Genomic DNA, 25,210 nt, shown 5'->3' on the forward strand with positions numbered 1-25,210 from the left:
TGCTCCCTCTCATCCGGCGCCGCGAGCGCAACCACTGCCCGTAGACTCCCTCCCGTGACACGCTGCGGGCCGCGAGGCAAGATGGCCCGCACGGTCGGCAAGTCGCGGTAATCAGGGAGGAAGCGTCGTCGTGAGCAGCAGGCCATCCCGAGGCGCTGCTCGCCTCGCAGCCATACTTGACGCGCTCCCCGATGCGTTGGTGCTGGTCAACACCAACGGGACCGTCGTCAACGCCAACTCCATCGCGCTCGAGGCCTTCGAGGCGCCGGGCACCGCCCTGGTGGGGCGCGGACTGCTCGATCTGCTGCCCCAGTTCGACTCCCGGCTGATCCCCGGATCGATGCGCAGGCCCGACACGGTGACCGACGAGCGCGGGCGGACGAAGCCGACGCGGATGGTCGCGCGGCGCACCGACGGCAGCGAGTTCCTGGTCGAGGTGACCAGCGCGAACCTCGCCGACGGCGCGCGCGACGCCGTGGATCCGTACGGCTCGAGCGGCGGTTCCGGTTCGTACAGCGGCTCCGAGCTGCTGATGCTCGTCGTCCGCGATCTGTCGGGGACCCTCGACACCGAGGCCGAGCTGGCCCGTTCGCAGCGGCAGACCGAGATGATTCTGCGGGCCGCGGCCGAGGGCGTCGTCGGCACCGACACCGACGGGCACATCGTCCTCGTGAACCCGGCCGCCGCGCAGATCCTCGGCTTCCGTGCCAGCGATCTCGGCGGTCAGGAGCTGCATCCGCTCGTCCTGCACTCACGGCCCGACGGCGAGCCGTTCCCGTACGAGGAGTCGCCGCTCGCCGACACCTTGCGCTCCGGGCGCAAGCACCGGGTGCGCGGGCAGGTCCTGTGGAACAAGAAGGGCGAAAAGGTGCCCGTCGACATGACGACGGCACCGGTGCGCGACGGTGATCAACTGGTCGGCGCCGTCATGACGTTCACCGACCGGCGCCCCTACGACAAGCTCGTCACCGAGCACGCCGAGGAGATCGCCCGACGCGAGGAGACGGCGGAGCAGGAGCGCGAGAAGCGCACCGCCGAGCTGGAGCGGGTCCGCGAGGAGCTGACCGCCGAACTCGCCGCGACGCGCGAGGAGCACGCCGAGGAGCTGTCCGCCGAGCGGGAGCGGGGCGCCGCGTTCGCCGAGCGGGAGAAGGACCGGTACGAGGAACTGGCGGCCCGGCACTCGCAGCTGCTCGCCGTGCTGGGCCAGTCGCTGCGCGGGCCGCTCGACGAGCTGCGGCGCGAGCTGGGCCAGCTGGCCGCGGACGACGCCGGACAGCTGTGGCCCGAGGCCAACCAGGTTCTGCACCATCTGTCCGCGGGCTACTCGCGGATCACGACGCTCGTCGACAACGTGCTCGCGTACCAGCTCCTCGACGCGGGCGGCGAACAGCTCGCCCGTACGCCGGTGATGCTGGACGCCGTCGTCGCCGCCGGTGTCGACGGGGCCGTGGAGCTGATCGGTCCCGGTCGCGTCCAGTTCGCCGTGCACGCGCCGCCGATCGAGGCCGAGGTGGACGCGGGGCGGCTCGCCACCGCGCTCGCGCATCTGATCGCCGACGTGGCCGGGATCGACGCCACCGGGAACGCGCGGGTTCCGGCCGGCGCCGGGTACGTCGACTCGACCGTCGTCGTGGCGGCCGCTCAGCGCGGCGAGAGCGTACGCATCGAGGTGCGCGGCCCCTACGCGGGCGGTGACCCGGTGCACGGGCCGATCGTCCAGGGCATCGTGCGGGCGCACGGTGGTGTGCTGCAGACGCACGAGATGCCCGGGATGAGCGGCAGCGCGTACGTGCTCGAAGTGCCGATCGGGAGCGGCGCCGGGGTCGTCACGGCCCCCGCCGAGCCGCTCGCGGAGCCGGCCGCCGAGCCCACCCCGAACCTGCCCGAGCAGGCCGGCGCCGCCACCCCGCACCTTCCCGAGCAGGCGACCGCCGCGACCGGTGGCGGCCGGCGTCGGGCGCGGCGGAGCTCCGGCCCCTCGGTGGACTCGTTCCTGGAGAGCGGGCTGCCGGGCGGCGAGGCCTCCGGCGGTACGGGCCGGCGGCGCGGACGGCGGGCCCCCGAGGAACCGTCGGCCCCCGCGGACGGCGGCGCACAGCCGGAGGCACCGGCGGCGGAACCCGCTGCCGAGAGCCCGGCAGGCGGTACCGGACGGCGCCGGGCGCGGCCCGCGGAGACCGGTGCGGCCGAGGGTGCCGTGCTGACGGCGGCCGAACACGCGGCGGGTTCCGCGGCACTGGGCGAGACGGTGCCGCCGCAGGGCGTGCCCGCGCCCACCGGGCGACGGGCCAGGCGCGCACACGACTCGGAACAGGCGGCGCTGCCCGCGCTGCCGTCGGGTTCCGCTCAGGAGGGCGACTCGGGTCACGGCGGGCTGGAGTTGGCGGGTGCCGGGGCCGGGCAGCCGACGGGCCGCCGGGCGCGCCGTGCGCTCGGTACGGCTCAGGCAGGCCAGGCCGCGGACGAGGCGGCGGCGCCGCGCGAGATGTTCGCTCTGCCGCCCGCCCAGGCCGACCGCACAGCCGAACCCGTGGCCCCCGAGGCGGCCCCGGCGACCGCGCCCGCCGACGTACGAGAAGACGTACCGGACGACGTACGAGGCGCCCCGCAGCAGGACACGGCCGGGGACGGTGCGGCGCACGGTGGCGCCGGGCAGCCCCTGCCGCTGCCGGACGAGGCCCAGCAGCACGACGCCGCCGCGGGCCACCCGGCGGAGGACCACACGCCGCCGCAGCCGCACCCGGCGCAGAGCACGCCGGCGCAGGGCACGCCCGCGCCGGCCGCGCTGCCGCCGGAGAACGCGGCGCGTGCCGCCCAGCCGCTGCCCGCCGAGGCGCCGCAGCACCCGGCCGGGGACACGACCTCGACGCAGGGCCGCGCCTTCAGCGTGCGCACGCTGGGCCAGGGTGTCCCGTTCGGGCGGCAGGTCGCCGAGCAGCAGCGGCCGCAGGGGGCGCCGAAGGCACCCGCCCGTCCCGGGGCCACGCCGCCGCAGGGCGTGCCGCAGGCACCCGAGGGGCAGACGTCGAACGGTTCGGGCCGGCGGCGCAAGCTGTCCACCCGCCAGGAGCAGCCCGAGGCGACCGACCCGCAGACCCCGGCTCAGGGCACGACGCAGACCCCGCCGCAGGGAACATCGCAGACCCCCGCACGGGGTACGACGCAGGCCCCGGCGCGCGGCACGGCGCAGACCCCGGCGCGGGGGACGGCGGCCCGGCCGCATCCCCAGCCGTCCCTGCTGTCGCCGAACTCCTCGGAGGGCCTCGGCCGTTCCTACGCGATCGGTGCCCCCGACCAGGACGCCGACGAGGGGCCCGAGCCGCTGGACGGTCCGGGCGGAGCGGTCGAGATCGCCAACCGGCCGCAGCCGCAGCCGATGGACGACGAGCTGCCCCCGGAGCCCCTCGACAACCCGCGCCGCCTCCTTGTGTGGCCCGCGCCGGACGTGACGACGCAGCAGGCGCTGAGCGACCGCGGCTACCGTCCGGTCACCGTGCACTCGCGCGAGGAGGTCGACGCGCAGATCGCGGCGTTCCCGGCCGCGCTGTTCGTGGACCCGCTGACCGGGCCGATCACCCGGACCGCGCTGCAGTCGCTGCGGCAGGCCGCCGTCGCGGCCGAGGTGCCGGTGCTGGTCACCGCGGGCCTCGGGCAGGCGACGCGTGAGGCGGCGTACGGCGCCGACCCCGCGGTGCTGCTGAAGGCTCTCGCCCCGCGGGACAGTGAGCAGCATCCGCCCCGAGTGCTGCTGATCGAGGAGCACGAGGAGATCGCGCTCGCGCTGACCGCCACGCTGGAGCGGCGCGGGATGCAGGTCGCACGGGCCGCGAGCGACGCGGACGCGGTGACGCTGGCGGCGCAGATGCGGCCGAACCTGGTGGTCATGGATCTGCTCCAGGTACGCCGTCGCCGCGCGGGCATCATCGACTGGCTGCGGGCGAACGGGCAGCTGAACCGCACGCCCCTCGTCGTCTACACGGCGGCCGTCGAGCCCGCCGACCTGCCGCGGCTCGCGGCGGGGGAGACGGTGCTGTTCCTGGCAGAGCGCTCGACGAGCGCCGAGGTGCAGGGCCGGATCGTGGATCTGCTGGCGAAGATCGGCACCAACTGACACATGAGGGCGGCCCGTTGAGGGCCGCCCTCGTTTCACGTGAAACGTCGTGCACGAGTGCACTTGTGCTGTCGTGCTGTCGTGCTGTCGTGCTGTCGTGCTGTCGACGGTGCGCTCGCTCAGAGCTGGGTGACGTCCAGTTCCCCGTCCGCGTACTGCTTGCGCAGCACCTTCTTGTCGAACTTGCCGACGCTGGTCTTCGGGACCGCGGGGATGATCGTCCAGCGTTCTGGCAGCTGCCACTTGGCGACCTTCTCGGCGAGGAAGGCGCGCAGGGTCTCGAAGTCGGCGTCGGCACCCTCCTTCAGCACGACGGTGGCGAGCGGCCGTTCGCCCCACTTGTCGTCGGGCACGGCCACCACGGCGGCCTCGGCCACGGCCGGGTGCGACATCAGCGCGTTCTCGAGGTCGACACTGGAGATCCACTCGCCGCCGGACTTGATGACGTCCTTGGCCCGGTCGGTGAGGGTGAGGAAGCCGTCGGGGCTGATGGTGCCGACATCACCGGTCTTCAGCCAGCCGTCCTCACTGAACTTGTCGGCGGGGCGCAGTGGTTCACCGCCCGAGTCGGCGCCCGCGAAGTACGCGCCCGCGATCCAGTTGCCGCGCACCTCCAGCTCGCCCGCGGACTTCCCGTCCCAGGGCAGGTGCTCGCCGCCGGGGCCGCTCAGGCGCGCCTCGACGCCCGCGGGGAAACGGCCCTGCGTGAGCCGGTACGCGAACTCCTCGTCGCTGCCCGGCTCGACGCCGGCCGGCGGCCGCGAGACCGTGCCGAGCGGCGAGGTCTCGGTCATGCCCCAGGCGTGACAGACCCGCATGCCCAGGTCGTCGAACGCCTTCATGAGCGAGGGCGGGCAGGCCGAGCCGCCGATGGTGACCTGGACGAGCGTGGAGACATCGCGCGGCTTCGCCGTGAGCTCGGCGAGCAGGCCCTGCCAGATCGTGGGAACGGCGGCGGCGTGCGTGGGGCGCTCGGCCTCGATCATCTCGGCGAGCGGCGCGGGCTGCAGGAAGCGGTCCGGCATCAGCATGTTCACGCCCGTCATGAACGTGGCGTGCGGCAGCCCCCAGGCGTTCACATGGAACTGCGGGACGACGACGAGCGAGGTGTCGGAGTCGGTCAGCCCCATGGACTGCGTCATGTTGACCTGCATGGAGTGCAGGTAGATGGAGCGGTGCGAGTAGACGACACCCTTGGGATCGCCGGTGGTGCCGGAGGTGTAGCACATGGCGGCGGCCTGGCGCTCGTCCAGCTCCGGCCAGTCGTACGTGGTCGGCTTCCCGGCGATGAGGTCCTCGTACTCGTGGACCCGGGCGTGGGCGCCGTCGAGCACGGAGCGGTCGCCGGGGCCGGAGACGACGATGTGCTCGACCGTCGTCAGGCCGGGCAGCAGGGGCGCGAGCAGCGGCAGCAGCGAACCGTTGACGATGATCACGCGGTCGGCCGCGTGGTTCACGATCCACGTCAGCTGCCCCGCCGGGAGGCGAAGGTTGAGGGTGTGCAGGACGGCGCCCATGGCGGGCGCGGCGAAGTACGCCTCGACATGCTCCGCGTTGTTCCACATGAGAGTGCCCAAAACATCCGACTCGCTCACTCCCAGTTCGTCGCGGAGCGCGTTCGCCAGTTGTGCGGCGCGGTTGCCGATCTCGGCGAAACTGCGGCGGTGCGGTTCAGGCTCGCCGGTCCATGTGGTGACCTGAGACGAACCGTGGATCTTCCGGCCGTGTTCCAGAATCCGCGAGACAAGCAGCGGTACATCTTGCATCGTGCCGTACACCGGTGGGCCTCCCCATTGAGTTACGCGGCGGTAGCGCCTGTCCGCGATTCTCGGGGCATACCACGCGGTATGTCACTACCTCGGGGGAATCTGTTCCCAGGTGTCTGGACGTGTCCAGAGTTCGGCGGACAGCCACAGGCCGGCCGTAGCGGTCCCGAACGGCCCTCGACAGATACGGGCCCGCTCCCACGGGTCCGGCTCCCACAGGGGGTGCACCGTCACCGCAACGCCCTCGCCACCCGGGATCGGTTCGCCGTTCTCGTCCTTCTTACGGGACAGCACGACGCGCCGTACCAGTTGCTTGATCATGGCGTTCCGCTCGGACGTGTTGAACGTCTTCCACTCGGCCGCGATGCTCACGACCAGCCGGTCGAAATCTGAGCGTCGCGGCGCCTCGGCTACGTCGGCCTGCTTCTCAAGCTCGCGCTTGATCCGCTCCTGACGCTGCACGTAGGTGTCGCGCGCCCGCTCGAACGCCCCCGCCGGGTACTTCTCGGGGTGCTCGGCCTGGTCCATGATCAGGCGAGTGAGGGCGGCCTCGGCCGTCTCGTACTCCGCCGTGAGCTTGGCGCGGGCGAGCTTGGCGAGGGCCCGCTCGTCGACTTTCGGCTCGTCCTTCTCGGTCGGCGGCGCGGTGTCGACGCCCGGCGCCGCCTCGCGCATGAGCCACTTCTCGACCTCCTTCTCGACGGGGACGCGCTGAATCCAGATGCCTTCGCACTTGGTGCCGCCGGACGCTGCACGCTGCGAACAGCGGTAGGCGTGACCGTTGAGGTTGATCACCTCACCGGCGGCGTTCCTCCACCTGTTGGTGGTCATGCTGGTACCGCCGCGGCACGCGTCATGACGGACGATGCCCGTCAGTTCGTAGATGGCGTTCCGGGCCCGTGGCGGGGTGTTCTGGACCTCCGTGCGCCTGGCGCGGTACTTCTGCCACAGGTCGTAGTCGATCAGTTCCTCGTGTGCGCCCTGTGCGAAGAAGTAGTTCGGGCAACTGCCGTTGGTCCTCCTTCCGTTGCACTTGCAGTCGTCGTCATGGATGCGGAGCAGACCGGCGGGGAATCCGCCGTCCATGTAGCGGGTGAGGGTCTGCGTCGTCCACAGGGTGCCGCGGGTGGTGCGGTGCCCGCTGTTGTTGAGCCACCCGCAAAGCGAGGCGAACCCCTTCGGCTTCGTGGGGTGCGTGTACATGCGATACAGCTCGGCGACGATCGGGCCGACCTCGGGGTGAGGCTCGTACTTCTCGTCTTGCAGCTTCTCGGTTCGGGCATCCCATCGGCGGTGCCAGATGTACCCGAATCGGGGGCGCCCGGTGGCCGGGAGTCCCTGTGCCCGGCGGTGCTGGTGCGTTTCGCTCCATGCCTCGCCGATGCGGTCGCTTTCGAACGCTGCGAACTCAAGGATCATGCCGCGTTGGAACCGACCGATAGCGGTCGTGGCGTCGACCGGTTCGGTCGCACTGACCAACTGTCCGCCGATGGATTCGACGCGCGCGAGGTTAATCGCGTTGCCGGCGCGGTCGCGTCCGAAGCGCGAGTATCGCCATACGGCGATGCCCTTCTCTTTCCCCTTCTCGACGATCTCGATTGCCCGCATGATCTTGCGCTTGAAGTTGCGGCCGGTTGTGTCGAGGTCTTCGATCCATTCGGTGATCTCGGCTCCGTGGCGCTTGGCCCATTCGAGGATGGCCGCGCGCTGGATCTCCGGACTGATCTTCTCCTCTTTCCAGGTCGAGACCCGGATGTATCCGACGTACGGAGCCAGCTTCGTACGTTTGAACGTGGCAGGTATCTGCGCTGTTGTCACAGTGCCTTCCGTTCGGATTGGTGGGTGTTGTGCGGGCGCAGTGTGATCACGTTGCCCGCGACCTGCTCGTCGCGGTCCCGGTTGCCACCGCGGCGCGGTGCGGGGGGTACGTCGAGCAGGCCGCGCGCGACGTGGTCGAGGGCGCGCATGTAGCCGGCGTTGTCGGCGTTGGTGAGCTGGTCGGCCGAGACGCGTTGCGAGTTGTGCACGGTGCGGATGATGAGCAGGGGTACGGCGGTGAGCACGAGGAACAGCCCGGCTCGCCACAAGTCGTCGTTGTTGCCGAGTAGTCCGAGGACGCCGAAGGACAGTCCCGCCATGAGCAGGGCGACTGCGAAAACGGGCATGTACCGGTGCGTCACTGCTGTGCCTCCGTGCGTTAGTTCTCGGCGGCGTGATCCCCGCCGTTTGCGGCTCGCTGCTTGCGCAGGGTTTCTGTGAAGGAGACGAACAGTTCGACGCCTTGGGGGTCGGTGATCCCCAGTTCGTTGGCTGCTGCCTCGGGTGTCAGTGGGTCGGTGCGGGGGGTTTGCTGCCGGATGGCGAGCAGGACGTCGCGGGTGAGGATGCCGGCGGCGACCAGGACCTCGGCGAGCGGGAGGTCGAGGGTTTCGGAGAGCGCTTCCAGGACGCGCGTTTCCGGGGCGCCTTGACCGCGCAACATGCGGCTGATGGACGCTTGCCCGATACCCGAGTCGGCGGCGAAGCGCGTTTGCCCGCCGCCCCTAGGTCGTAGGTCGTAGCCGCGGCGTTCGAGTTGGTCTCTCAGCCAGTCTGCGAACTCCGCGGGCGTGGCCCGGTCGTTCTTCCGTGGGGGATTCGTTCGATCCATGGATGGAACATACCGCGCGTGGGGCGCTACTACCACATGATCGTTTGAAGCCGCCCGAAATAAGCACGTTTGGCACAGTCCACCCCCCTGAGCTGCCGCCATGCAGTCGAACAGGTGACCGATTGTTGCCGCGCATATGCCACGTGTCAACAGAGTTCGGAACTCCCAAGTCCGCTCGCATATGCCACGTCGAACGCCCGTACGTCGTGCTAACGTTCCATCCGTGGATAGAACAAACCATCCACGGAAGGACGATGCCGCTATGTACGACCGCGCCACTCTGGTCACAGCCGCCCAAGCAGCAGGCGACCGCAACCCGTCAGACACCGCAAGACGGTTGAAGGTTGCACGTAATACCGCATGGCGCCTGTGGAACGGACACACCGCCCCAAGTGCCGCCATTGCCGCGGCAGTTGAGGAGCACTACGGCGTTACCGCTGGTCAACTGATCAAGCGAGCCGCCGCATGACCGGCCCCGTGATCTCCCGCGACCAGGCGTTCGCCAACGCCCGCCGGGTCCTCGACGCCGCCCGCGACCGCCGCGACAGCGACCGCGCCGCCGGCCGCCTCGACCCCGAGGCCGAACTCATCTTGCGCCGCCTCGAACGGCAGCAGCGCGCCGAGCAGGCGCCCGCCGTCGAGCACCGCGCCGCCGCCTGAAACGCGCGAGGGCCGCCCGGAAGCGACCCGGACGGCCCCGCCCGACCGAACCCCGAGAGGTACCGATCGTGAACACCACCCAGCCTACCGCCGCCCCCCGCGCCGCCGAGGCCGTCGCCGGCGCCCTCGCCGCCCGCAAGCGCCTCGCCCTCACGGGCGTGATCGCCCGACAGCTCGACCAGATCGCCCCCGGCACCGCCCGCGTGCGGATCGTCCCCGTGACCACCGACCGCGACGGCGAACCGCGCATCGCAACGTGGGTCAGCCTCGACGACGCCCTCGGCCTGCCGCTCAAGGCCGACCGCGCCGCGCACCGCGCCGCCCGCGGCCTGCTCCGCCGGGCGTTCCCCGCCGCCGACTGGACCCGCGCGCACGCCTACGACGTCGCGGCCGGCGACCTCGCCCTCGACGCGCCGACCCTGCCCGAGGAGCTGCACCAGTGATCCGCCCCCAGCTCAGCGCCGACGGCCTCGCCGTCCGCCTGCCGATCGCCGCCCGCGCCGAGTCCATCCTCGACGACCTCGCCCTCGCGTACGCCGAGGACCCCGACACCGTCGGCGCCCTGCTCACCCACCACGGCGACAACGTGCGTGCCCTCGACCACGCGATCTATGCGCACGACATGCCCGAGTACGAGCGCGCCATGAGGGCCGCCGCCGCGGACGGAAGCCGCGAGGCCCTGGCCGCCGAGGCGCCGATCGCCGCCGACCTCGACGACCTGCTCGACCCCGACTCGGCGATCACCCTCGCCGGCCGGATCACCAGGCTCGCCGGCCGTATCCGCCACACCCCCGCACAGAACAGGAAGACCCACCCGTGACCGTCACCACCCTGCCCACCGCTCACGCCCCGGTCGCGGTCGCGCCCGCCCGCGGGGGCGCCCTGTCCCTCTCCCAGATGAGCCCTTACGAGGCGTGGCAGTTCTGCGAGTCCCTGGCCAACACGCCTCTACTGCCCGACGTCTACCGCAAGAACCCCGCATCCGTTCTATGGGCACTGGAGTACGGCCGCGCCCTCGGCCTCGACGTCGTCACCACCATCACGACGATTCACGTGATCAAGGGCAAGCCGTGCCAGTCCGCCGACCTCATGCTCGGCCGCGCCCGCTCCGCCGGGCACCGCGTGCGGATCAAGTCCGAGCGCACCCGGTGCGTTGTGTCGATCCAGCGGCACGACGACACCGACGACGAAACGGTCGTCGAGTGGACCCTCGACGACGCCGTGACCGCTGGTCTGTGCACGCTCAAGAACGACCGCCCGTACGCCCGCGACAAGCACGGCGACCCCACCCCGTGGGAGAAGTTCCCGCGCGCCATGCTGCGGGCCCGATGCATCGCCGAGGCCGTGCGTATCGCGTGCCCCGAAGTGCTGCACGGGGCGATCTACACGCCCGAGGAGTTGGGCGCCGTCGTCGACCAGGAGGGAAACCCGGTCGCCGTCGAGCGGACCGACGCCCCGCCCATGCAGCAGACGGCGACCGTCGTGCAGTCGACGCCGAACGGCCCCCCGGCCGCGACCGCGCCGACGCGCGACTACCTCGCCGAGGCCGCCGAGACGGCCGACGCCGACCAGCTCGCCGCGATCCTCGCCGACGCCGAAGCGAACGGCGCCCCCGCGGACTACATGGTGTGCCTCGGCGAACTCCGCGACGCGCACGCCGCCGAGGCCGTCGGCCCCGTCCGCGAGCTGCACGCCGCCGCCCAGGCCCGGGGCGTTCACCCCGACCACCTCGCACGCCTCGCCGCCATCGGCGCCACCAAGCCGGGCGCCAAGCAGCAGGCCGGGGGGAACGAGGAGCGCCAGGCGCCCGAGGAGCAGGGCACCCCGGCCGGACCGGCGCCGCACTCGGTATCCGACGCGGTCGCCGCCGAGGCCGCCATACCGGCCGGCGTCGCCAACGCCGAGCAGGCCGCCGCCGAGGCCGAGAACCGGCTCAGGCTCGCCGCGAGCCGCGCCCAGCTCGCCAACCTCGACGAGGCGTTCGAGCGCGTGCACGGCTTGCCGATCGAGCACGCCCCGGCCGCCGCCCTCGACGCGTTCCGCGCCATGATCGAGAACGGGGGCGCCCAGTGACCGAGCAGCCCCAGACCGAGCAGGCCGAAGCCAAGCCGACCGCGCCCGACCCCGTCGTCGTCCGCGACGCCGTGACCCGACAGGCCGTCCTCGGCGCCCTGCTCGACGAGGTCAAGAGCGCGTACAAGGACGCCAAGAAGGCCGCCGACGACCTGCTCGACAAGTCGCACAAGGCCGGCGGGACGACTCAGGTCGACGCCCTGTTGCCCGACGGGACGAAGGTCGGTTCGTCGTCCCGTTCGGGGGGCGAGCGCGAGGCCCAGGTCGTCGACGCCGAGGCGTTTCGCGGGTGGGTCCGGGACAACTACCCGACCGAGCACGTCGTCGAGTTCGTGCCCGCCCAGGTGCTCACCAGCGTGCGCCCCGGATTTGCCGGCAAGGTGCTCGCCGAGGCGACCGCGGCCGGTACCTCCCAGTTCGTCGACGGGACGTCCGGTGTCGTGCACGACGTGCCCGGCGTCGAGTTGAGGCCGTCGAGGGCCGCCTCGCACCGCCTCACCTACACCCGGGGGAGTAAGGCGCAGCCGACGAGTGGGCGCGACCTGGTCGCCGCCGCGTGGCGTGCGGGCGTCCTGGTCGAGTTCCTGCCCGCCCTCGCCCCGGCCGCGCCGACGGCCGCGGCCACGGCGCCGGCCGAGGAGCCCGAGCAGTGACCCGGGCGACCGCCGCGAGCCTCGCCGCCATGCGTCGCCGCCTCGACGAGCCGCCGCCCGAGAACGTGCCCGGTCAGCTCGCCGTCGAGGTCCCGGCCGGCGAGGACAAGCCGCCGCCCGCGTGCGGCCACGGGAACCCCCAGTGCGGCGCCCGGCCCGTTCGGTTCTACCCGTGCGGCCACCGGTGCGAGGAGCACCAGCCGAGCAAGACCCGCCCGTATTTCACTCCCTCGCCTTGACCGGCCCCCGGGGGCGAGGCCGCCCTCGCCCCCGGGCCCCCAGCACGACAGGAGCGCCACCCCGTGACCCTCGACGCCATGGATTGGGTGTGGACCCGCGCGAAGGCGCGCGGGAACGCCCGCCTAGTCCTACTCGCCGTCGCCGACGCCGCGACCGGCCCCGAGGCCACCGCGCGCATGGGTACGGCCGAGTTCATGCGCCGGCTCGCCGCGTCCCGCTCGACCGCGCGCGCCGCCGTCGACGCCGCCCTCGCCAGTGGCGAACTGGTCGAGGACGAGCCCGCCAAGGGCAGCCGCGCGACCCGGTACAAGCTCCCCGGAGCCGTCGGGTACCGCCGGACCGCACGCGCTACCGGGCCGGAATCCGGCCCCATAGCCCCGGAGACCCCCGGGCCGGAATCCGGCCCCCTACCGGCTACCGGGCCGGATCTCGGCCCCTTTACCGGGCCGGAGTCCGGTCCCCTCGCAGATACGCCGGAGACCCCTTACCGGGCCGAATCTCGGCCCCTTTGGGGACCGGATTTCGGCCCCCATCACCCACCCATAGAGGGATTGAGTGAAGGAGGGAGCGAGCGTGCACGCGACGCGGTCGCAGTGATCCCCGAGTTCGCCCGCCCCCTGGTCGACCAGATCACCGCCGCCGGCGTCCTGGTCGCGTGGAACCTCGCCCCGGCCGAGTGGTTCATCGTCGACGCCCTGGTGAAACGTTCCGGCCTCGACATGCTCGCCACCGCCGCAGTGCAGGCCGCCGCCCGCAACCGCAAGGGCGTATCGCACGCCCGCTACTTCCTGCGGGCGTGGCAGTCGCTACCGCCCGCCCCCGCGCCCGGCACCGTCCCGGCCGCCGCCCCGGCCGCCCACGCCTCGAACGTGATCCCCCTCGACCGCGCCCAGCCCCGCGGACGCGTCGCCCAGTCCGCCGACTACCTCGCCGAAGCCCTCGCCGCCATGGAGGCCCAGCCGTGACCCCCCGTGAAGTTGCCGCCCTGATCGCCTACGTCGTCAAGCTCGACCCGCGCCTCGCCCTCGACGACCAGGCCGCCGCCGCCGAACGCCTCGCCCAGTGGTGCGACCTGCTCAGCGACGTTCCCGCCCAGGCGCACGGGTGGGACGCCGCCCGCGTCGCCCGCGACTACATCGCCCGCAACCCGTACCGCATCCAGCCGTCGGACGTGTCCCGCCCGTGGCACACCCACAAGGCCGACCAGATAGGCCGGCACGTGGGCACGTTCGAGCCCACCGCGCACCCGGAGATCGACCCGGACGACGAGACCGGCGACGCGTATGTCGCCGCACTGCGCCGCGAGCGCGAGGCCGTCGCCGCGGGCCGGATCGCACCCGTCACGCTCCGCGCCATCACCGCGGGCCCGGCCGCCGCCGAGGTCGAGCGCCGCCTCGCCGCCCTCGGCGAGTACATGCCCCGCAGCGTCAAGCAGGTACTTGCCGAGCACCGGCCGCGCCGAACCGAACGCGAGCGCGCCGCCGTCGAGGGCCGCCCCGACCCCCTCGACGTGTCGTGCGTCTACGAGCACTGCCTCGCCCCCGTCGGCGAGCCGTGCCGCAACGCCCGCCGCCAGGTCCGCGCCAAGCCCCACCCGACCCGCCTCGACCGCGCCACCGCCCACCAGGCCCGCCGCCAGGAGCAGGAGACCGCAGCATGAGCCCGACCCCGAAGCAGGCCCGCACCCACCGCCGCAAGGCCGCGACCGGCGACCGGACGAAGAACGTCACGTCGTGGCGCGTCGAGGCGAGTTGGGACCACCGCCCCGACGCACCGGTCGTCATCCGGACGTCGGACAAGAGGCAGGCCCGCCGCAAGGTGGCCGACCTCGCCGACAAGGGCGCGTACGTGATCTTCCAGGAACACGAGGGGTGGGACCGGTGGCGCACCGTGCGCGAAGTCGACGGCGCCGCCCTGCTCGCCGAGCGCGACGCCGAGCAGCAGCTCGCCACCGCCGGGCACCCGCCGGCCCCGCCCGCGTACCGGCCGGACGCCGACGACCGACACCGCACGTGGCTCGCATGGATGAGCGCCCGCGCCGAGGCCGACCGCCGCGCCGCCGAGCAGGCCGCCCGCGAGCAGGCCGAGGCCGGCGCCCGTCGCCGTCGCCTCGCCGCCGAGGCGCACCGCGACGCCCGCACCCTCATGTCGCCGCCCGCGATCGTCCGGCCCGAGAACCGGCAGCGCGCCCGGCACATCACCGGGGCGCAGCGATGACCCCGGCCGCCCTCGCCGTCGTCCGGGCCGCCGTCGAGGACGCCCAGCGCGACCACGTCGAGCAGCCGGCCGACGTCGTCGAGCGGATCGCCACGGAGCTACGCCACCAGGGGTGGACGCTCGCCCCGCTCGAACAGCCCGAGCCGCACGCAGCCTGACGCCGCAGCACACGGGGGCGAAACCGATCGAACAAGGGCCGCCCCCGTGCTGTATCTTCCATCCATGGATGGTTTGAGCCATCCGAGAAAGCACGTCCAGTCGTCGCCCTACATCCCGCGGAGGTACGTCCATGAGCCGGCCCACAGCCGCCGAGCGCTTCGCCGCCAAGACGACCCCCGGGACCACCCCCGACGGCCCCAACACCCCCGACACCCCGTGCCTGTTGTGGCCCGAGGGCAGCCTCGACCGCGACGGATACGGCCGCTTCTGGACCGACGGCCGAGTCGTCCCCGCCCACCGCTGGTCGTACGAGCAGAAGCGCGGACCCATACCCGCCGGCCTCGAACTCGACCACACGTGCAGCGTCCGCCGATGCGTCGCCGACGACCACCTCGACCCCGTCGACCACCGAACCAACGTGCTCCGCTCGACCGGCCCCTCGGCGATCAACGCCCGCCGCACGAAGTGCGTGAACGGCCACGACCTCACCGACCCGACCAACGTCCGCGTGAGCTACCCCCCGTCGCACCCCAACGGGATGCGCAAGTGCCGCGCGTGCGCCCGCGACCGCGCCCGCCGCGCCCGCGAGCCCCAGCTCGCCCCCGTCGCCACCCTTCCCACCCGCACCACCCCCGAGAGGACCGCCGCGTAATGGCTGGAGAGACCCCGATCACCGTCGTCGGAAACGTCGTCGCCGACCCCGAATTGCGATTCACCCCCGCCGGCGCCGCCGTGGCGAACTTCCGGATCGCCTCGACGCCCCGCACGTTCGACCGCGTCACGAACGAGTGGAAAGACGGCGACACCCTGTTTCTGTCCGTCAGCGTGTGGCGCCAGCAGGCCGAGAACGTCGCCGAGTCCATCAAGCGCGGCGACCGCGTGATCGTCGTCGGCCGCCTCGGACAGCGCCAGTACGAGAAGGACGGCGAGCGCAAGTCGTCGTACGAGGTACAGGCCGAGGACGTCGGCCCCGCACTCAAGAACGCGACCGCCCAGGTCGCCAAGAACGGCCAGCAGAACGGCCAGCAGCAGCGCCCCCAGGGATACGGCCAGGGATACGGCCAGCAGGCCCCCCAGCAGGGTTACGGAGCGCCCCAGGCCGACCAGTGGAGCACCCAGCAGCCCCGCCAGGGATACACCGACGAGCCGCCGTTCTAGGCCCTCGCCGCGACCGGTCGCGGGCCGCCCCATGCGCGGGCGTGCGCGCGTCTACCACCCACCACTGACACAGGAGCGAACCCAGCATGACCCGCATCCCCGATTCCGTCGCCGTCGCCTCGCTCGACACCCATCGTCTGATCGTCGCCGTCCCGAACCACGGCCCCGCGGAGGTGTCGTGCAACCTCCCGCGCCCGGTCGCCGCGTCCGTACTGCGACAGCTCGCCGACGGCCTCGACAGCCCGGCCGGCCAGTGCGAGACCGCGCTCATAACCGGCCGCCCGTGCCCCGTCCATGACGCCCCCGCCTCGCCGTCCGAGACCCCGCGACCGGCCGGCCTCGACGCCCTGCTCGGCTACGTCGCCGCGAGCATGGCCGACGAGGAGCAGGCCGCCGAGCAGCCGGCGCCGCTCACCCCGGGCGACGTACGCGACGCCCTCGCGTTCAACGCCGACGAGCGCGACCAGGTGCTCGCCACGCTCCGCGACGTCCTGCTCGACACCACCGCGCCGCGCACCCCCGAGCAGGCCCTCGGCGCCGCCCGCATCATCCTCGCCGCGCACGCCCAGCAGCTCGCCGCCCTGGTCGAGGCCGAGCGCACCGAGACCCACACCCGATGGGGACTCAACCGCTCAACCCGCGGAGTGCTCACCGGGTACAGCAGCGCCCGCCGCACCATCCGGACGTACGCCGACCGCCTCGCCGACGAGCAGGCCCTCGCCGAGGGCGCAGCGAACGAGCAGGCCGGCCAGTGACCCCGGCCGTCGCCACCGCGGCGAACCTCGCCGTCGCCGTCGTCCTGCTCGCCGCCTCGGCCCGCCTGATCGTGTGGGCCCTGTCCGGCGAGCCCGGCCGCGTACACCACCCCCAGCACGACGACCAGGAGCAGCCGCCCGCATGAGCCCCCGCACCCAGCAGCGCGCACCCAAGGGACGCGACCGCGACCGCGCCGACCGGCGGGCCGTCGTCGACGTCCTGCTCGCCCGCGCACACCGTGGCGTCCTGTCCACCGCCGAGGGCGCCCTACTCGCCGAGCACGTGCGCACCGAGCAGCACCTCGCCGACGAGACCCGCCGCGCCATGGCCGGCACGACACAGGCCCTCGAACGCGCCCGCGCCCAGCTCGCCGCCGCCGAGGCCGCCATCGTCGAGGCAGAACGCGACCGCGACCAGGCCGAGGAGCGCGCCGCGGAGGCGAAGCGCGTCGCCGGCGAGCAGGCCGCAGCCGTCGCCCGCGTCGTCGCCCTGGTCGGCCGTCACGCCGCCGTACCGGCCCCCGCCGTATGGGCCGCCATCGACGCCGACCCCGTCGAGCACCGGACCGCCGACGACCGCGCCCGCCGATGGAAGGCCAAGCAGGGCGCCGCCCTCGACGCCGTGTCCCGCGTGCGCGTCCTCGCCCAACGGATGCGCGCCGGCTCACCCCAGGGCGCAGCAGCGATCTACGCCGACCGCATCGAGCAGGCCCTCGACAACGACCGCCGCGCCCTCGACCCCGACACCGCCATACGCGCCCAGTTCCTCGACGCCGCCGACTCGACGACGGCCCGCCTCGCCGAGCAGAAGCGCGAGCACGATGTCGCCCTCGCCACCGTCGAGGAGCGCGCCCGCCGCCTCGGCGCCACCATGCAACGCACCGTCGACCACTACCGCGAGCAGGTCGTCGCCGTCCGGGCCGCACTGCCCGACGAGCCCCGGCCGCGCCTCGGCCTACCGACCGACCTCGCGTACGCCAACGGCCGGCACGACCTCGCCGACCACGTGCGGCACGTCCTCGACCAGGCGCAGCAGACATGACCACCCCACCCCCGACCCCACCGACCGTCGACCCCGAGCAGGTGCGCGCCGCCGTCGAGGAGGTGCGCACCGCGCTCAGGGCGTGGGCCGAGGCCGTCGCCCCCGCTATCCGGGCCGCCGCCCAGGCTTTCGCCCAGCTCGCCGAGGCCGCACGTACGGCGAGCAGGGACGACTACGCCCTCGCCCCGCCGCGCCCCGCCCGCCGCGACCGCCCCGCATGGCAGAGCCCTTACGGCCCGCCGCCCCGCCGCCGTCAGCACTGAGCACCAGGAGCAACCGCACATGACGATCACCCCCGGCCAGCGCGCCGCCGACGACCTCGCCGCCGTGCGCGAGTCGTGGGGCGACCTGCTCGCCGCGATAGCCGAGCCGCCGCGCGCCGCCGAGTGGATGCCGTACGAGCGCCGCGGATTCCTCGACCAGCTCGCCGCCAACGACCGCGCCGACGACGACCAGGCGCTCGCCGAGGCCGCCGTCGGCCGTCTGCCGCTCATCCTCCGTGAGCACCCCGCGCCGGCCGATCTCCGCGCCCTCGACGCCGCCCTCGCGGTCGAAGAGGACGTGTTCGAGATGTGCGACACCGTCGCCGAGCGCGTGCAGCTCCCCGCCCGCGACCGGCACGGCCGTTGGACCCTCGGCAGCGACCCGAGCGACCCGCGCTTGTGGAGCCTGCCCACGTACCGCGACGCGGGCCCGACGACGATCGCCTCGACCGGATCGCGCGTGTTCGGCCTCCATTGGGCCGCCGTCTGGTTGGAGGGCCGCGCCCTCGACGACCAGGCCGACCGCGACCTGTTCGCCCCCACGCCCGCAACCCTGGTCGACCAGATCGCCGAGGTCGCCCGGACCGCGCGCCGCCGCGTCGAGGGTGCCCTCGGCCGCACCGTCCGGACGATCACGCTCGACGAGTCGTGCCCGTTCTGCCGCGCCGGCCGCATCACCGTGCACAACGGCGGGGGCGACCCGCGACAGGCCGTGGCGACCTGCTCGACCGGCCCGTCGTGCCCGGCACCGGTCGAGGCCGAGCGAGGCCGCCGGGCGTGGCGGGGGCCCGCCCTGGTCGGCCTGCTGACCGCGCTGGAGTCGAGGCGCACCGCCCCGGCCGCATAGGGCGCAGCACCCCCACACCCCCGGGATACGCGCCCGGGGGTGTTCGCATGCCGTCCCCGAACCGTCCCAATCACGGTTCTGTAACGGTTGCTGTAATGGTTGCTGCAACGACTACAGCAACGGTTAGTGTTGGCATTCCTGACGGGTCCTCACCCCGGCAGGACCGCCGGCCCTCACCCGGCACCGACACGAACCAAGGGAGCGACCCCATGGACCTGTACCGACCCGCCAACCCCCGCAGCCGCGGCGCCGGCCACTACCGCCGCCCCGGCACGTCCGCGAGCTACTGCGGGCGCACCGTGCAGGCGCAGCCCGTCACAGAGGCCGACGTGACCGGCGTGTGCCAGCAGTGCGCCAAGGGCGAGCAGCGCGACCGCGTCGAGGCCGAGCAGGTCGTCGCCGACCGCGACCTCGACGGCCCGACCCTCGCCGAGCGCGCCGGCGTCCGGTACTGCCTGGTTGGCACCGGCCGCCGCGTGCACTACTCGAACAACGACGACACCCTGTGCGGGCGCGAGGTCACCGAGTACACCGACGGCCCCGACAAGCGTCACGACCTGCTGTGCGCCCCGTGCATCAAGGCCGCCGAGAAGCGCGCATACGCCCGCGCCCTCGCCGCCGCCTCGCCGCTCGCCGCCGCCGCGGTCGACCTCGCCGAGACCGTCGAGCAGGCCGACACCGAGCAGGCCGCGACCCCGGCCGAGCAGTCGACGCCGGCCGCCGGCACGCTGGTTGACCCGTGGACGTGGATTCGGCGCCCGTCGAGCAGCGACGCCGCCCAGGCCGCCGAGGAGCGCGCCGAGCGTCGCCAGCACCTCGCCGACGCCCGCGGGGCGAACGCCTACGAACTCGCCGTCGCCGCCGTCCGTCAGGTCGTCCGCGAGATGCCCCAGGCCGGAGCCCTCCGCGTCCGCGTCGTCGAGGGCAGCCCCGAGGCGATCCTCGCCCGCGAGGACCTGCACGCCCTCGCCTACAGCGGGCACACCACCGCCGACGCCGTCGCCCGCGTCCGGGCCGCCGTCGCCGCCCACATCCGCCACGGCGAACGCGAGGTGCACATCATGTTCCCCGCCCTCGGTATGCGCCCCGCCCTGTACGTCCCCGACGTCATGGCACTTCTGAACCGCTGGGACGACGAGGCCGAGGCCCGCCTCGACCAGGCCGTCGCCGAGGCCGTCGAGGAGTTCGCCCGCACCGCGCACGCCGTCGACGCCGTCGAGCACGCCGAGCAGGTCGAGGCCGCGGTCGAGACCGTCGAGCAGGCCGTGACCCTGTACGACGCCCACCTCGCCGCCGAGGCCGCCGACGTCGAGCCCGTGCGCTGCACGCTGCACGGCGACCAGTGCGACCGCGACACCCGCACCCCGCACCACTTCCCCGACGTGCGCCTCGCCCCCGCCGCGCCCCGCACCGCGCCGACCATCTGCCCGGAGTTCGCCACCCTCGACCCCGACGACCTGATCGCCGACGAGATGCGCACGGCCGCCGCCCTGGTCACCGAGGCCGAGGCCACCGAGGGCACGTGGCAGGGCGAATGGATCGGCGAGCAGCCGACCGGCGAGGCCCTGTTCGACGTCGAGCAGGACACCGAGCAGGGAGCCTTGTTCCGCCCGTAGCCACCCGACCGGCCCGCCCTCGCCCGAGGGCGGGCCCCGTACCGACAGAGGAACCCGAGATGAGCAACGAACAGCCGCACGACGACGAGCAGGGCGTCGAACCCACGGTCGCCGAGTACACCCGCGCCGACGCGTCGAAGTTCCCGACGACACCGGCCGGGCAAGAAGCCGCCGTCGAGGGCATGGCCGCCGCCAAGGGGTGGACGTCCGGCGAAATCAGCCGCGCCGTCCGCGCCGCCCGCGCCGAGCCGCCCCTCGCCGAGTTCCGCGAGCACCTGGTCGAAGCCGTAGAGCAGGTGCCGGCGTTGCAAGCCGGCATGCTGCGGGCCGTTGTCGACCTGGTCGACAACTACACCGCCGACCGCGCCGGCCGCCCCCGGGGCGAGAGCGCCGCCGCCGACGGATCGGCCGATGTGCTCAGCCGCGCCGCCCTGGTCAACCTCGCCCGCGATCACCGCACCGTCATGCGCCCCGATGTTGGCGGGCAGGCGTACGACGACCTGATCGAGGAGATCGCCGACACGTTCACCCTGTCCGACGTCCGGATCATGCGGGGCGCATGGACCGCCGTTACCGAGGCCATGCCGCGGATTGCGTACGTCGCCCGCCAGGGTGGCAAGAGCCCCGACGAGATCGCCCAGGCGACCGGCTACACGTCGAGCAGGGTCGCCCAGTTCATCCGGCAGGAGAAGGAGCGCGCCGCCGCCGTTCCGCTCACCCGGTACACGTTTCGCGTCGACGTGATGGGCGCCGAGGGCGAGTGGACCGACCGCGAGGTCGGCGAGGAAGAACTCGACCCCAACAACCTGCCGGCCGAGGCGAACCGCCTGATCGACGAGAGCGGCGCCCGCACGGGCCGCGCCCGCATTTTCCTGTGGGAGGGCGACGAGGGCGACGACGCCGACGCCGCGCACACCGTCGACCGCACCCGCCACTAGGCCCGCACACACAAGCGGGCCCGCCCGGTCCCTCACAGACCGTATGGGCGGGCCCTGACCACCGCAGAAGGAGCGACCCAACCCGATGGCTACCGAGAAGCGTAACCAGAAGACCGCCCCGCCCAAGCCGGGCACCCGTCCGTCGATCCGCGTCGACGACCAGCTCGCCGCCGACCTCGCCGTCGTCATGCGTACCGACGTCAACCTGTCCGACGCCGTGCGACGGGCCGTCCGACAGCTTGCCGACATGTACCGGACCGCATGGGCCGAGGGCGTCGTCGCCGAGGGCACCGCGCCGACCCTGCTCGCCTACCAGCTCCAGCAGGACCCCACATTGTTGCCGCCCCGTCCGACGCCCGCACCGGCCCCGACCAGCGCGTATGACGCCCGTCGGCAGCCGTCGGCGCCCCCCGTCGGACGCCCGGCCGCACCGGTCGCACGCCCGTGGGCACCGACCCCCGGCCGCGGGCCCCAGGTGGCACGCTCCGGACCGTTCCCGGGCGTGCCCGTCCGACGCCCGTAGGACAGCGCGCGGGGGCCGTCCGACAGCGCGCGACCGGACGCACCCCCGCGTAGGCGCGCGCGCCCTCGAACGGACTTGCGCCGTTATCAATCTGTGACCTAATGTTGGGGCCGTCTCCGGCGTGCCCGGAACTCCCCAGACCGCGCCCCCGCGAGCGACCACCGCCCCCGGGGGCGCCGACAACCCGAACGCCCCGTCGGCCCACCCCCGGCGGGGCGTTCGCATGTCCGGCGAGGAGGTGCGACCGCCGATGGCCCGCCCCATCGACGACGACGACCGCCGCAGCGTTCGCGAGCTACACGCCGCGGGCAAGACCCGCAACGCAATCGCCCGCACGCTGAAACGCTCCCCGTCGACCGTCTCGAAGATCGCCGCCAACCTCGACCCGCCCCTGTCGTTCGACCGCGCCGAGCAGGTCGAGGCCGCAACCCGCGTCCGTACCGCCGACCTCGCCTCGCGCCGCGCCGGCCTCGCCCTCGACCTACAGGCCGCCGCCGAGCGCCTGCTCGGTCAACTCTGGGAACCGACCACGCACGGCGAGTTCGCCGGCCGCGAGGGCGAGTGGCACGAGACCCATCTACCGCAACCCCGGTTCGGCGATCAACGGGCGATCGTCGCGTCGGTACAGACCGCCGTCGGCACCTCGCTACGCCTCGCCCCGGCCGAGGGCGGAGAGAACGCCGAGCAGGTGCGCAGCATGTTGGGCGCCCTCGGCGAGGCCCTGACACAGGCCGCCAACGACGACCAGGCCCTCGACGACGACGGGGGCAACGCCGGGGGGTGAGCCGTCGTGCTCGACCTCGACCGTCTGCCCCTGTCCCGTAAGCAACTCCGCAGCATCGGAGAGGCGACCGCCCGTATCAACCTGTGGCATGGGTCGGTCCGGTCCGGCAAGACCATTGCGAGCCTGCTCGCTTTCGTGATCGCCGTCGCCACCGCGGGGCCGTCCGGACTGATCATCATCGTCGGGCGCAGCCTCCAGACGATCGAACGCAACGTTCTGGAGCCCCTACAGGATCACGCGTTGTTCGGGCCCCTCGCCCGGCACGTCGTGCACACCAGGGGCGCCACGACGGCGACGATCCTCGGCCGTACGGTCCATTTGATCGGCGCCGCCGACGCACGGGCCGAGGGCCGCCTACGTGGCCTTACCGCCCAGCTCGCTTACGTCGACGAGGCGACGCTACTCCCCGAGGGGTTTTGGACCCAGCTACTCGCCCGGTTGAGCGTCCCGGGCGCCCGCCTGTACGCCACGACCAACCCGGACAGTCCGAGGCATTGGCTCAAGGTCGGTTACCTCGACCGGATCGCCGAACTCGACATGCGGGCATGGCATTTCAAGCTCGCCGACAACCCCAGCTTGTCGGCCGAGTACGTCGCATCGCTCGCCGCGGAGTACACCGGCCTATGGCGCCGGCGCATGATCGACGGCGCGTGGGTTGTCGCCGAGGGCGCGATCTACAGCGAGTGGGACGAAGACCGGCACGTCGTCGACGAAGTGCCCGCGATCCGTCGCCATTGGGTCGGGATCGACTACGGCACGACGAACCCTTTCTCGGCGATCTTGCTCGGCCTCGGCGTCGACGACCGCCTGTACGTGTGCGCCGAGTGGCGATTCGACTCGCGCACCGCCCACCGGTCCATGACCGACGCCCAGTACAGCGCCGCCGTCCGGGCGTGGCTCGCCGACCAGGGCGTCGAGCCCGAGTGGACGTTCGTTGACCCCTCGGCGAAGTCGTTTTCCACCCAGCTATGGCAGGACGGACACCCGGGCCTCGCCCGCGCCGACAACACGGTCGCCGACGGAATCCGCAGCGTTGCCGCCCTGCTCGCCGCCGGCCGCCTGTACGTACACCGGTCGTGCGACGGCCTGCTCGGCGAACTCCCCGGTTACGCATGGGACGCCAAGGCGACCGAGAGGGGCGAGGACGCCCCCTTGAAGATCAACGATCACTCCTGCGACGCACTGCGGTACGCCGTCCACTCCACCTCGCACGAGTGGCGCCACCTGCTCACCGCGCGCCCACCCGACACCACCAGGAGGTGACCCCATGGCACTGCCCGAGAACGGCGCAGCGTGGCCGCCGCCCGAGTGGGCCGCGTACTACGACCGGATAGCCGTCGACGACGCGTGGTACTCCGGTGACCGGGGCCGCCTCGCCCGGATCTACGGCCGCGAGACGAAGACACCGCGCCGCCGTCTGTGGGCCCGCCGCAGCAGCGCGCACCGTCCCGGCCGGGACACCCGCCTACACGTCCCCCTCGCCGGCGACATCGCGCAGACCAGCGCCGACATGCTGTTCGCGGACATGCCGCGCGTCGTCGTCGAGGACGCCCGGACACAGACCCGCCTCGACCAATTGCTCGCCGACGGGCACACACAGCAGATGCTTTTGTCGGCCGCCGAGCAGTGCGCCGCCCTGTCCGGGGTCTACCTCCGCGCCACGTGGGACCGCGAGTTGGTCGACCGGCCGCTACTCACCGCCGTACAGCCCGACAACGCCATCCCCGAGTGGCGTTTCGGGATGCTCGCCGCGGTGAACTTCTGGCGGGAACTGTCCGGCAGCACGACACAGGCCGTATGGCGCCACGTCGAGCGGCACGAGCCCGGCCGGATCGCCCACGCGCTCTACCAGGGCAGCGGCGACAACATCGGCCGGCGCGTCCCGCTCACCGAACACCCCGACACGGCCGCCCTGGTCGGCAGCATCGAGCAGGACGGCGAGTCGACCACGACCGGTATCCGACGACTCACCGCCGCGTACGTGCCGAACATGACCCCGAACCGGTTGCACCGCGGGTCGCCGATCGGGCGCAGCGACTACGCCGCCCCGATCTATGACCAGCTCGACAGCCTCGACGAGGTGTGGACGAGTTGGATGCGCGACATTCGCCTCGCCCGCGCGCGCCTGATCGTTCCCGACGGATACCTACGGAGCAACGGGCCCGGCCGCGGAGCGTCGTTCGACGAGGACGCCGAGGTATACGCGCAGCTCAACATGCCGCCGACGGAAAACGGCGGCATCACCTTGAGTCAGTTCGAGATCAGGGTCGAGGAGCACCAGCGCACGGCCGAGGCACTGACCAGGCAGGCCGCCCAGTCGGCCGGCTACGCGGCACGGTCGTTCGGCCTCGACCAGGACGGAGGCGCCGCCCGGACCGCGACCGAGGTCGACAGCGACGACGACAAGAGCACGATTACGCGCAGGAAGAAGGCCGGCCACTGGAAACAGGGCATGTCCGACGCCCTGTTCGCCCTGCTCGAACTCGACGTCGCGCACTTCGGTAGCGGAGCACCCGCGGAGCGCCCCCGGGTCGAGTTCCCCGACGGAGTCGCCGAGTCGCCCATCGACACCGCGACAACGCTCGACCTGCTCAACCGCGCACAGGCCGTGTCGACAGCCACCCGGGTCAAGATCCTGCACCCGGAATGGAACGACACGGAGGTCGCCGCCGAGGCCGCCGCGATCCTTCGGGAGACCGGCACCGCCGCCCCGGACCCCGGCGACACGTACCCGCTCGCCGCGTAGACGACG

Annotated in this window: 28 protein-coding genes; 24 read left to right on the forward strand and 4 right to left on the reverse strand. The window is 72.9% G+C overall.

The features are described from left to right. Positions 1-130 precede the first annotated feature (130 nt). Positions 131-4,114 (forward strand): PAS domain-containing protein, encoded by a 3,984-nt coding sequence (locus ACVHNB_RS40365; protein ID WP_428953664.1) that lies wholly within the window; start codon positions 131-133, stop codon positions 4,112-4,114. Positions 4,115-4,233: 119 nt separating this feature from the next. On the opposite strand, the gene ACVHNB_RS40370 is transcribed toward ACVHNB_RS40365, so the two are convergent. From ACVHNB_RS40370 to ACVHNB_RS40385, 4 genes are all read right to left on the reverse strand, one after another. Beyond that, positions 4,234-5,892 (reverse strand): long-chain fatty acid--CoA ligase, encoded by a 1,659-nt coding sequence (locus ACVHNB_RS40370; protein ID WP_456227099.1) that lies wholly within the window; start codon positions 5,890-5,892, stop codon positions 4,234-4,236. A 75-nt stretch (positions 5,893-5,967) separates the two neighbouring features. Further along, positions 5,968-7,698 carry a recombinase family protein gene (locus ACVHNB_RS40375; RefSeq protein WP_181849199.1) on the reverse strand — a complete coding sequence of 577 codons (1,731 nt, stop codon included), beginning with the start codon at positions 7,696-7,698 and terminating at the stop codon, positions 5,968-5,970. After that, the gene (locus ACVHNB_RS40380) at positions 7,695-8,045 is read right to left on the reverse strand and encodes a hypothetical protein (protein ID WP_181849200.1); all 351 of its coding nucleotides are present in this window, start codon (positions 8,043-8,045) and stop codon (positions 7,695-7,697) included. Before ACVHNB_RS40380 ends, ACVHNB_RS40375 begins: the two co-directional genes overlap by 4 nt. Before the next feature lie 32 nt (positions 8,046-8,077). Then, the gene (locus ACVHNB_RS40385) at positions 8,078-8,530 is read right to left on the reverse strand and encodes a helix-turn-helix domain-containing protein (RefSeq protein WP_114528202.1); all 453 of its coding nucleotides are present in this window, start codon (positions 8,528-8,530) and stop codon (positions 8,078-8,080) included. Between the two features lie 465 nt (positions 8,531-8,995). Between ACVHNB_RS40385 and ACVHNB_RS40390 the strand changes: the two genes are divergently transcribed. The 23 genes from ACVHNB_RS40390 to ACVHNB_RS40500 all read left to right on the forward strand — a co-directional run bounded on the left by ACVHNB_RS40390 (position 8,996) and on the right by ACVHNB_RS40500 (position 25,204). Next, on the forward strand, positions 8,996-9,190 hold the full coding sequence (locus ACVHNB_RS40390) for a hypothetical protein (RefSeq protein WP_181849202.1): 195 nt from the start codon (positions 8,996-8,998) through the stop codon (positions 9,188-9,190). A gap of 68 nt (positions 9,191-9,258) precedes the next feature. Further along, positions 9,259-9,633, forward strand: a complete 375-nt coding sequence (locus ACVHNB_RS40395; RefSeq protein WP_250748282.1) for a hypothetical protein — start codon at positions 9,259-9,261, stop codon at positions 9,631-9,633. Continuing rightward, positions 9,630-10,010, forward strand: coding sequence for a hypothetical protein (locus ACVHNB_RS40400; RefSeq protein WP_114528204.1), 381 nt, complete (start codon positions 9,630-9,632; stop codon positions 10,008-10,010). The genes ACVHNB_RS40395 and ACVHNB_RS40400 overlap by 4 nt, the downstream gene beginning before the upstream one ends. Continuing rightward, on the forward strand, positions 10,007-11,263 hold the full coding sequence (locus ACVHNB_RS40405) for a recombinase RecT (RefSeq protein WP_114528205.1): 1,257 nt from the start codon (positions 10,007-10,009) through the stop codon (positions 11,261-11,263). The genes ACVHNB_RS40400 and ACVHNB_RS40405 overlap by 4 nt, the downstream gene beginning before the upstream one ends. Then, positions 11,260-11,916: a hypothetical protein gene (locus ACVHNB_RS40410; RefSeq protein ID WP_114528206.1), complete on the forward strand. Its 657-nt coding sequence runs from the start codon at positions 11,260-11,262 to the stop codon at positions 11,914-11,916. The genes ACVHNB_RS40405 and ACVHNB_RS40410 overlap by 4 nt, the downstream gene beginning before the upstream one ends. After that, a complete protein-coding gene (locus tag ACVHNB_RS40415) occupies positions 11,913-12,155 on the forward strand; it encodes an aromatic ring-opening dioxygenase LigA (protein ID WP_114528207.1) in 243 nt (80 codons plus the stop codon). The genes ACVHNB_RS40410 and ACVHNB_RS40415 overlap by 4 nt, the downstream gene beginning before the upstream one ends. Before the next feature lie 594 nt (positions 12,156-12,749). Next, positions 12,750-13,121, forward strand: coding sequence for a hypothetical protein (locus ACVHNB_RS40420; protein WP_456227100.1), 372 nt, complete (start codon positions 12,750-12,752; stop codon positions 13,119-13,121). After that, positions 13,118-13,816, forward strand: coding sequence for a zinc finger domain-containing protein (locus ACVHNB_RS40425; RefSeq protein WP_031017743.1), 699 nt, complete (start codon positions 13,118-13,120; stop codon positions 13,814-13,816). The genes ACVHNB_RS40420 and ACVHNB_RS40425 overlap by 4 nt, the downstream gene beginning before the upstream one ends. After that, positions 13,813-14,373 carry a hypothetical protein gene (locus tag ACVHNB_RS40430; protein ID WP_250748272.1) on the forward strand — a complete coding sequence of 187 codons (561 nt, stop codon included), beginning with the start codon at positions 13,813-13,815 and terminating at the stop codon, positions 14,371-14,373. Before ACVHNB_RS40425 ends, ACVHNB_RS40430 begins: the two co-directional genes overlap by 4 nt. Next, positions 14,370-14,531 (forward strand): hypothetical protein, encoded by a 162-nt coding sequence (locus ACVHNB_RS40435; RefSeq protein WP_456227101.1) that lies wholly within the window; start codon positions 14,370-14,372, stop codon positions 14,529-14,531. The genes ACVHNB_RS40430 and ACVHNB_RS40435 overlap by 4 nt, the downstream gene beginning before the upstream one ends. Before the next feature lie 131 nt (positions 14,532-14,662). Further along, on the forward strand, positions 14,663-15,184 hold the full coding sequence (locus ACVHNB_RS40440; RefSeq protein ID WP_456227102.1) for an HNH endonuclease signature motif containing protein: 522 nt from the start codon (positions 14,663-14,665) through the stop codon (positions 15,182-15,184). Beyond that, positions 15,184-15,690: a single-stranded DNA-binding protein gene (locus tag ACVHNB_RS40445; RefSeq protein ID WP_114528211.1), complete on the forward strand. Its 507-nt coding sequence runs from the start codon at positions 15,184-15,186 to the stop codon at positions 15,688-15,690. The genes ACVHNB_RS40440 and ACVHNB_RS40445 overlap by 1 nt, the downstream gene beginning before the upstream one ends. Positions 15,691-15,776: 86 nt before the next feature. Then, positions 15,777-16,445 carry a hypothetical protein gene (locus ACVHNB_RS40450; protein WP_114528212.1) on the forward strand — a complete coding sequence of 223 codons (669 nt, stop codon included), beginning with the start codon at positions 15,777-15,779 and terminating at the stop codon, positions 16,443-16,445. Next, positions 16,442-16,591: a hypothetical protein gene (locus ACVHNB_RS40455; RefSeq protein WP_386480341.1), complete on the forward strand. Its 150-nt coding sequence runs from the start codon at positions 16,442-16,444 to the stop codon at positions 16,589-16,591. The genes ACVHNB_RS40450 and ACVHNB_RS40455 overlap by 4 nt, the downstream gene beginning before the upstream one ends. Next, on the forward strand, positions 16,588-17,487 hold the full coding sequence (locus ACVHNB_RS40460; RefSeq protein ID WP_386480343.1) for a hypothetical protein: 900 nt from the start codon (positions 16,588-16,590) through the stop codon (positions 17,485-17,487). The genes ACVHNB_RS40455 and ACVHNB_RS40460 overlap by 4 nt, the downstream gene beginning before the upstream one ends. Further along, entirely contained in the window at positions 17,484-17,750 is a 267-nt protein-coding gene (locus ACVHNB_RS40465; RefSeq protein WP_386480346.1) for a hypothetical protein, read from the forward strand. The genes ACVHNB_RS40460 and ACVHNB_RS40465 overlap by 4 nt, the downstream gene beginning before the upstream one ends. A gap of 19 nt (positions 17,751-17,769) precedes the next feature. Further along, the gene (locus ACVHNB_RS40470) at positions 17,770-18,597 is read left to right on the forward strand and encodes a hypothetical protein (protein WP_386480349.1); all 828 of its coding nucleotides are present in this window, start codon (positions 17,770-17,772) and stop codon (positions 18,595-18,597) included. A 209-nt stretch (positions 18,598-18,806) separates the two neighbouring features. Beyond that, positions 18,807-20,213, forward strand: coding sequence for a hypothetical protein (locus ACVHNB_RS40475; protein WP_456227103.1), 1,407 nt, complete (start codon positions 18,807-18,809; stop codon positions 20,211-20,213). A 59-nt stretch (positions 20,214-20,272) separates the two neighbouring features. Next, positions 20,273-21,151, forward strand: coding sequence for a hypothetical protein (locus ACVHNB_RS40480; RefSeq protein ID WP_456227104.1), 879 nt, complete (start codon positions 20,273-20,275; stop codon positions 21,149-21,151). An 85-nt stretch (positions 21,152-21,236) separates the two neighbouring features. Further along, positions 21,237-21,674 (forward strand): hypothetical protein, encoded by a 438-nt coding sequence (locus ACVHNB_RS40485; RefSeq protein ID WP_456227105.1) that lies wholly within the window; start codon positions 21,237-21,239, stop codon positions 21,672-21,674. Between the two features lie 250 nt (positions 21,675-21,924). Continuing rightward, positions 21,925-22,458 (forward strand): helix-turn-helix domain-containing protein, encoded by a 534-nt coding sequence (locus ACVHNB_RS40490; RefSeq protein ID WP_456227106.1) that lies wholly within the window; start codon positions 21,925-21,927, stop codon positions 22,456-22,458. Positions 22,459-22,464: 6 nt separating this feature from the next. Next, positions 22,465-23,721 (forward strand): PBSX family phage terminase large subunit, encoded by a 1,257-nt coding sequence (locus ACVHNB_RS40495; RefSeq protein ID WP_114528218.1) that lies wholly within the window; start codon positions 22,465-22,467, stop codon positions 23,719-23,721. 4 nt (positions 23,722-23,725) lie between these two features. Continuing rightward, entirely contained in the window at positions 23,726-25,204 is a 1,479-nt protein-coding gene (locus ACVHNB_RS40500) for a phage portal protein (protein WP_456227107.1), read from the forward strand. Positions 25,205-25,210: the final 6 nt, after the last annotated feature.

The organism is Streptomyces sp. YJ-C3 (genome assembly GCF_053891275.1).

What these genes read in the sequence shown, in the direction of transcription:
- ACVHNB_RS40380 (WP_181849200.1), bottom strand. Translation starts at nt 8,045, where the DNA reads ATGCCCGTTTTCGCAGTCGCCCTGCTCATGGCGGGACTGTCCTTCGGC.
- ACVHNB_RS40385 (WP_114528202.1), bottom strand. Translation starts at nt 8,530, where the DNA reads ATGGATCGAACGAATCCCCCACGGAAGAACGACCGGGCCACGCCCGCG.
- ACVHNB_RS40390 (WP_181849202.1), top strand. Translation starts at nt 8,996, where the DNA reads ATGACCGGCCCCGTGATCTCCCGCGACCAGGCGTTCGCCAACGCCCGC.
- ACVHNB_RS40430 (WP_250748272.1), top strand. Translation starts at nt 13,813, where the DNA reads ATGAGCCCGACCCCGAAGCAGGCCCGCACCCACCGCCGCAAGGCCGCG.
- ACVHNB_RS40435 (WP_456227101.1), top strand. Translation starts at nt 14,370, where the DNA reads ATGACCCCGGCCGCCCTCGCCGTCGTCCGGGCCGCCGTCGAGGACGCC.
- ACVHNB_RS40440 (WP_456227102.1), top strand. Translation starts at nt 14,663, where the DNA reads ATGAGCCGGCCCACAGCCGCCGAGCGCTTCGCCGCCAAGACGACCCCC.
- ACVHNB_RS40445 (WP_114528211.1), top strand. Translation starts at nt 15,184, where the DNA reads ATGGCTGGAGAGACCCCGATCACCGTCGTCGGAAACGTCGTCGCCGAC.
- ACVHNB_RS40450 (WP_114528212.1), top strand. Translation starts at nt 15,777, where the DNA reads ATGACCCGCATCCCCGATTCCGTCGCCGTCGCCTCGCTCGACACCCAT.
- ACVHNB_RS40460 (WP_386480343.1), top strand. Translation starts at nt 16,588, where the DNA reads ATGAGCCCCCGCACCCAGCAGCGCGCACCCAAGGGACGCGACCGCGAC.
- ACVHNB_RS40465 (WP_386480346.1), top strand. Translation starts at nt 17,484, where the DNA reads ATGACCACCCCACCCCCGACCCCACCGACCGTCGACCCCGAGCAGGTG.
- ACVHNB_RS40470 (WP_386480349.1), top strand. Translation starts at nt 17,770, where the DNA reads ATGACGATCACCCCCGGCCAGCGCGCCGCCGACGACCTCGCCGCCGTG.
- ACVHNB_RS40475 (WP_456227103.1), top strand. Translation starts at nt 18,807, where the DNA reads ATGGACCTGTACCGACCCGCCAACCCCCGCAGCCGCGGCGCCGGCCAC.
- ACVHNB_RS40480 (WP_456227104.1), top strand. Translation starts at nt 20,273, where the DNA reads ATGAGCAACGAACAGCCGCACGACGACGAGCAGGGCGTCGAACCCACG.
- ACVHNB_RS40485 (WP_456227105.1), top strand. Translation starts at nt 21,237, where the DNA reads ATGGCTACCGAGAAGCGTAACCAGAAGACCGCCCCGCCCAAGCCGGGC.
- ACVHNB_RS40490 (WP_456227106.1), top strand. Translation starts at nt 21,925, where the DNA reads ATGGCCCGCCCCATCGACGACGACGACCGCCGCAGCGTTCGCGAGCTA.
- ACVHNB_RS40500 (WP_456227107.1), top strand. Translation starts at nt 23,726, where the DNA reads ATGGCACTGCCCGAGAACGGCGCAGCGTGGCCGCCGCCCGAGTGGGCC.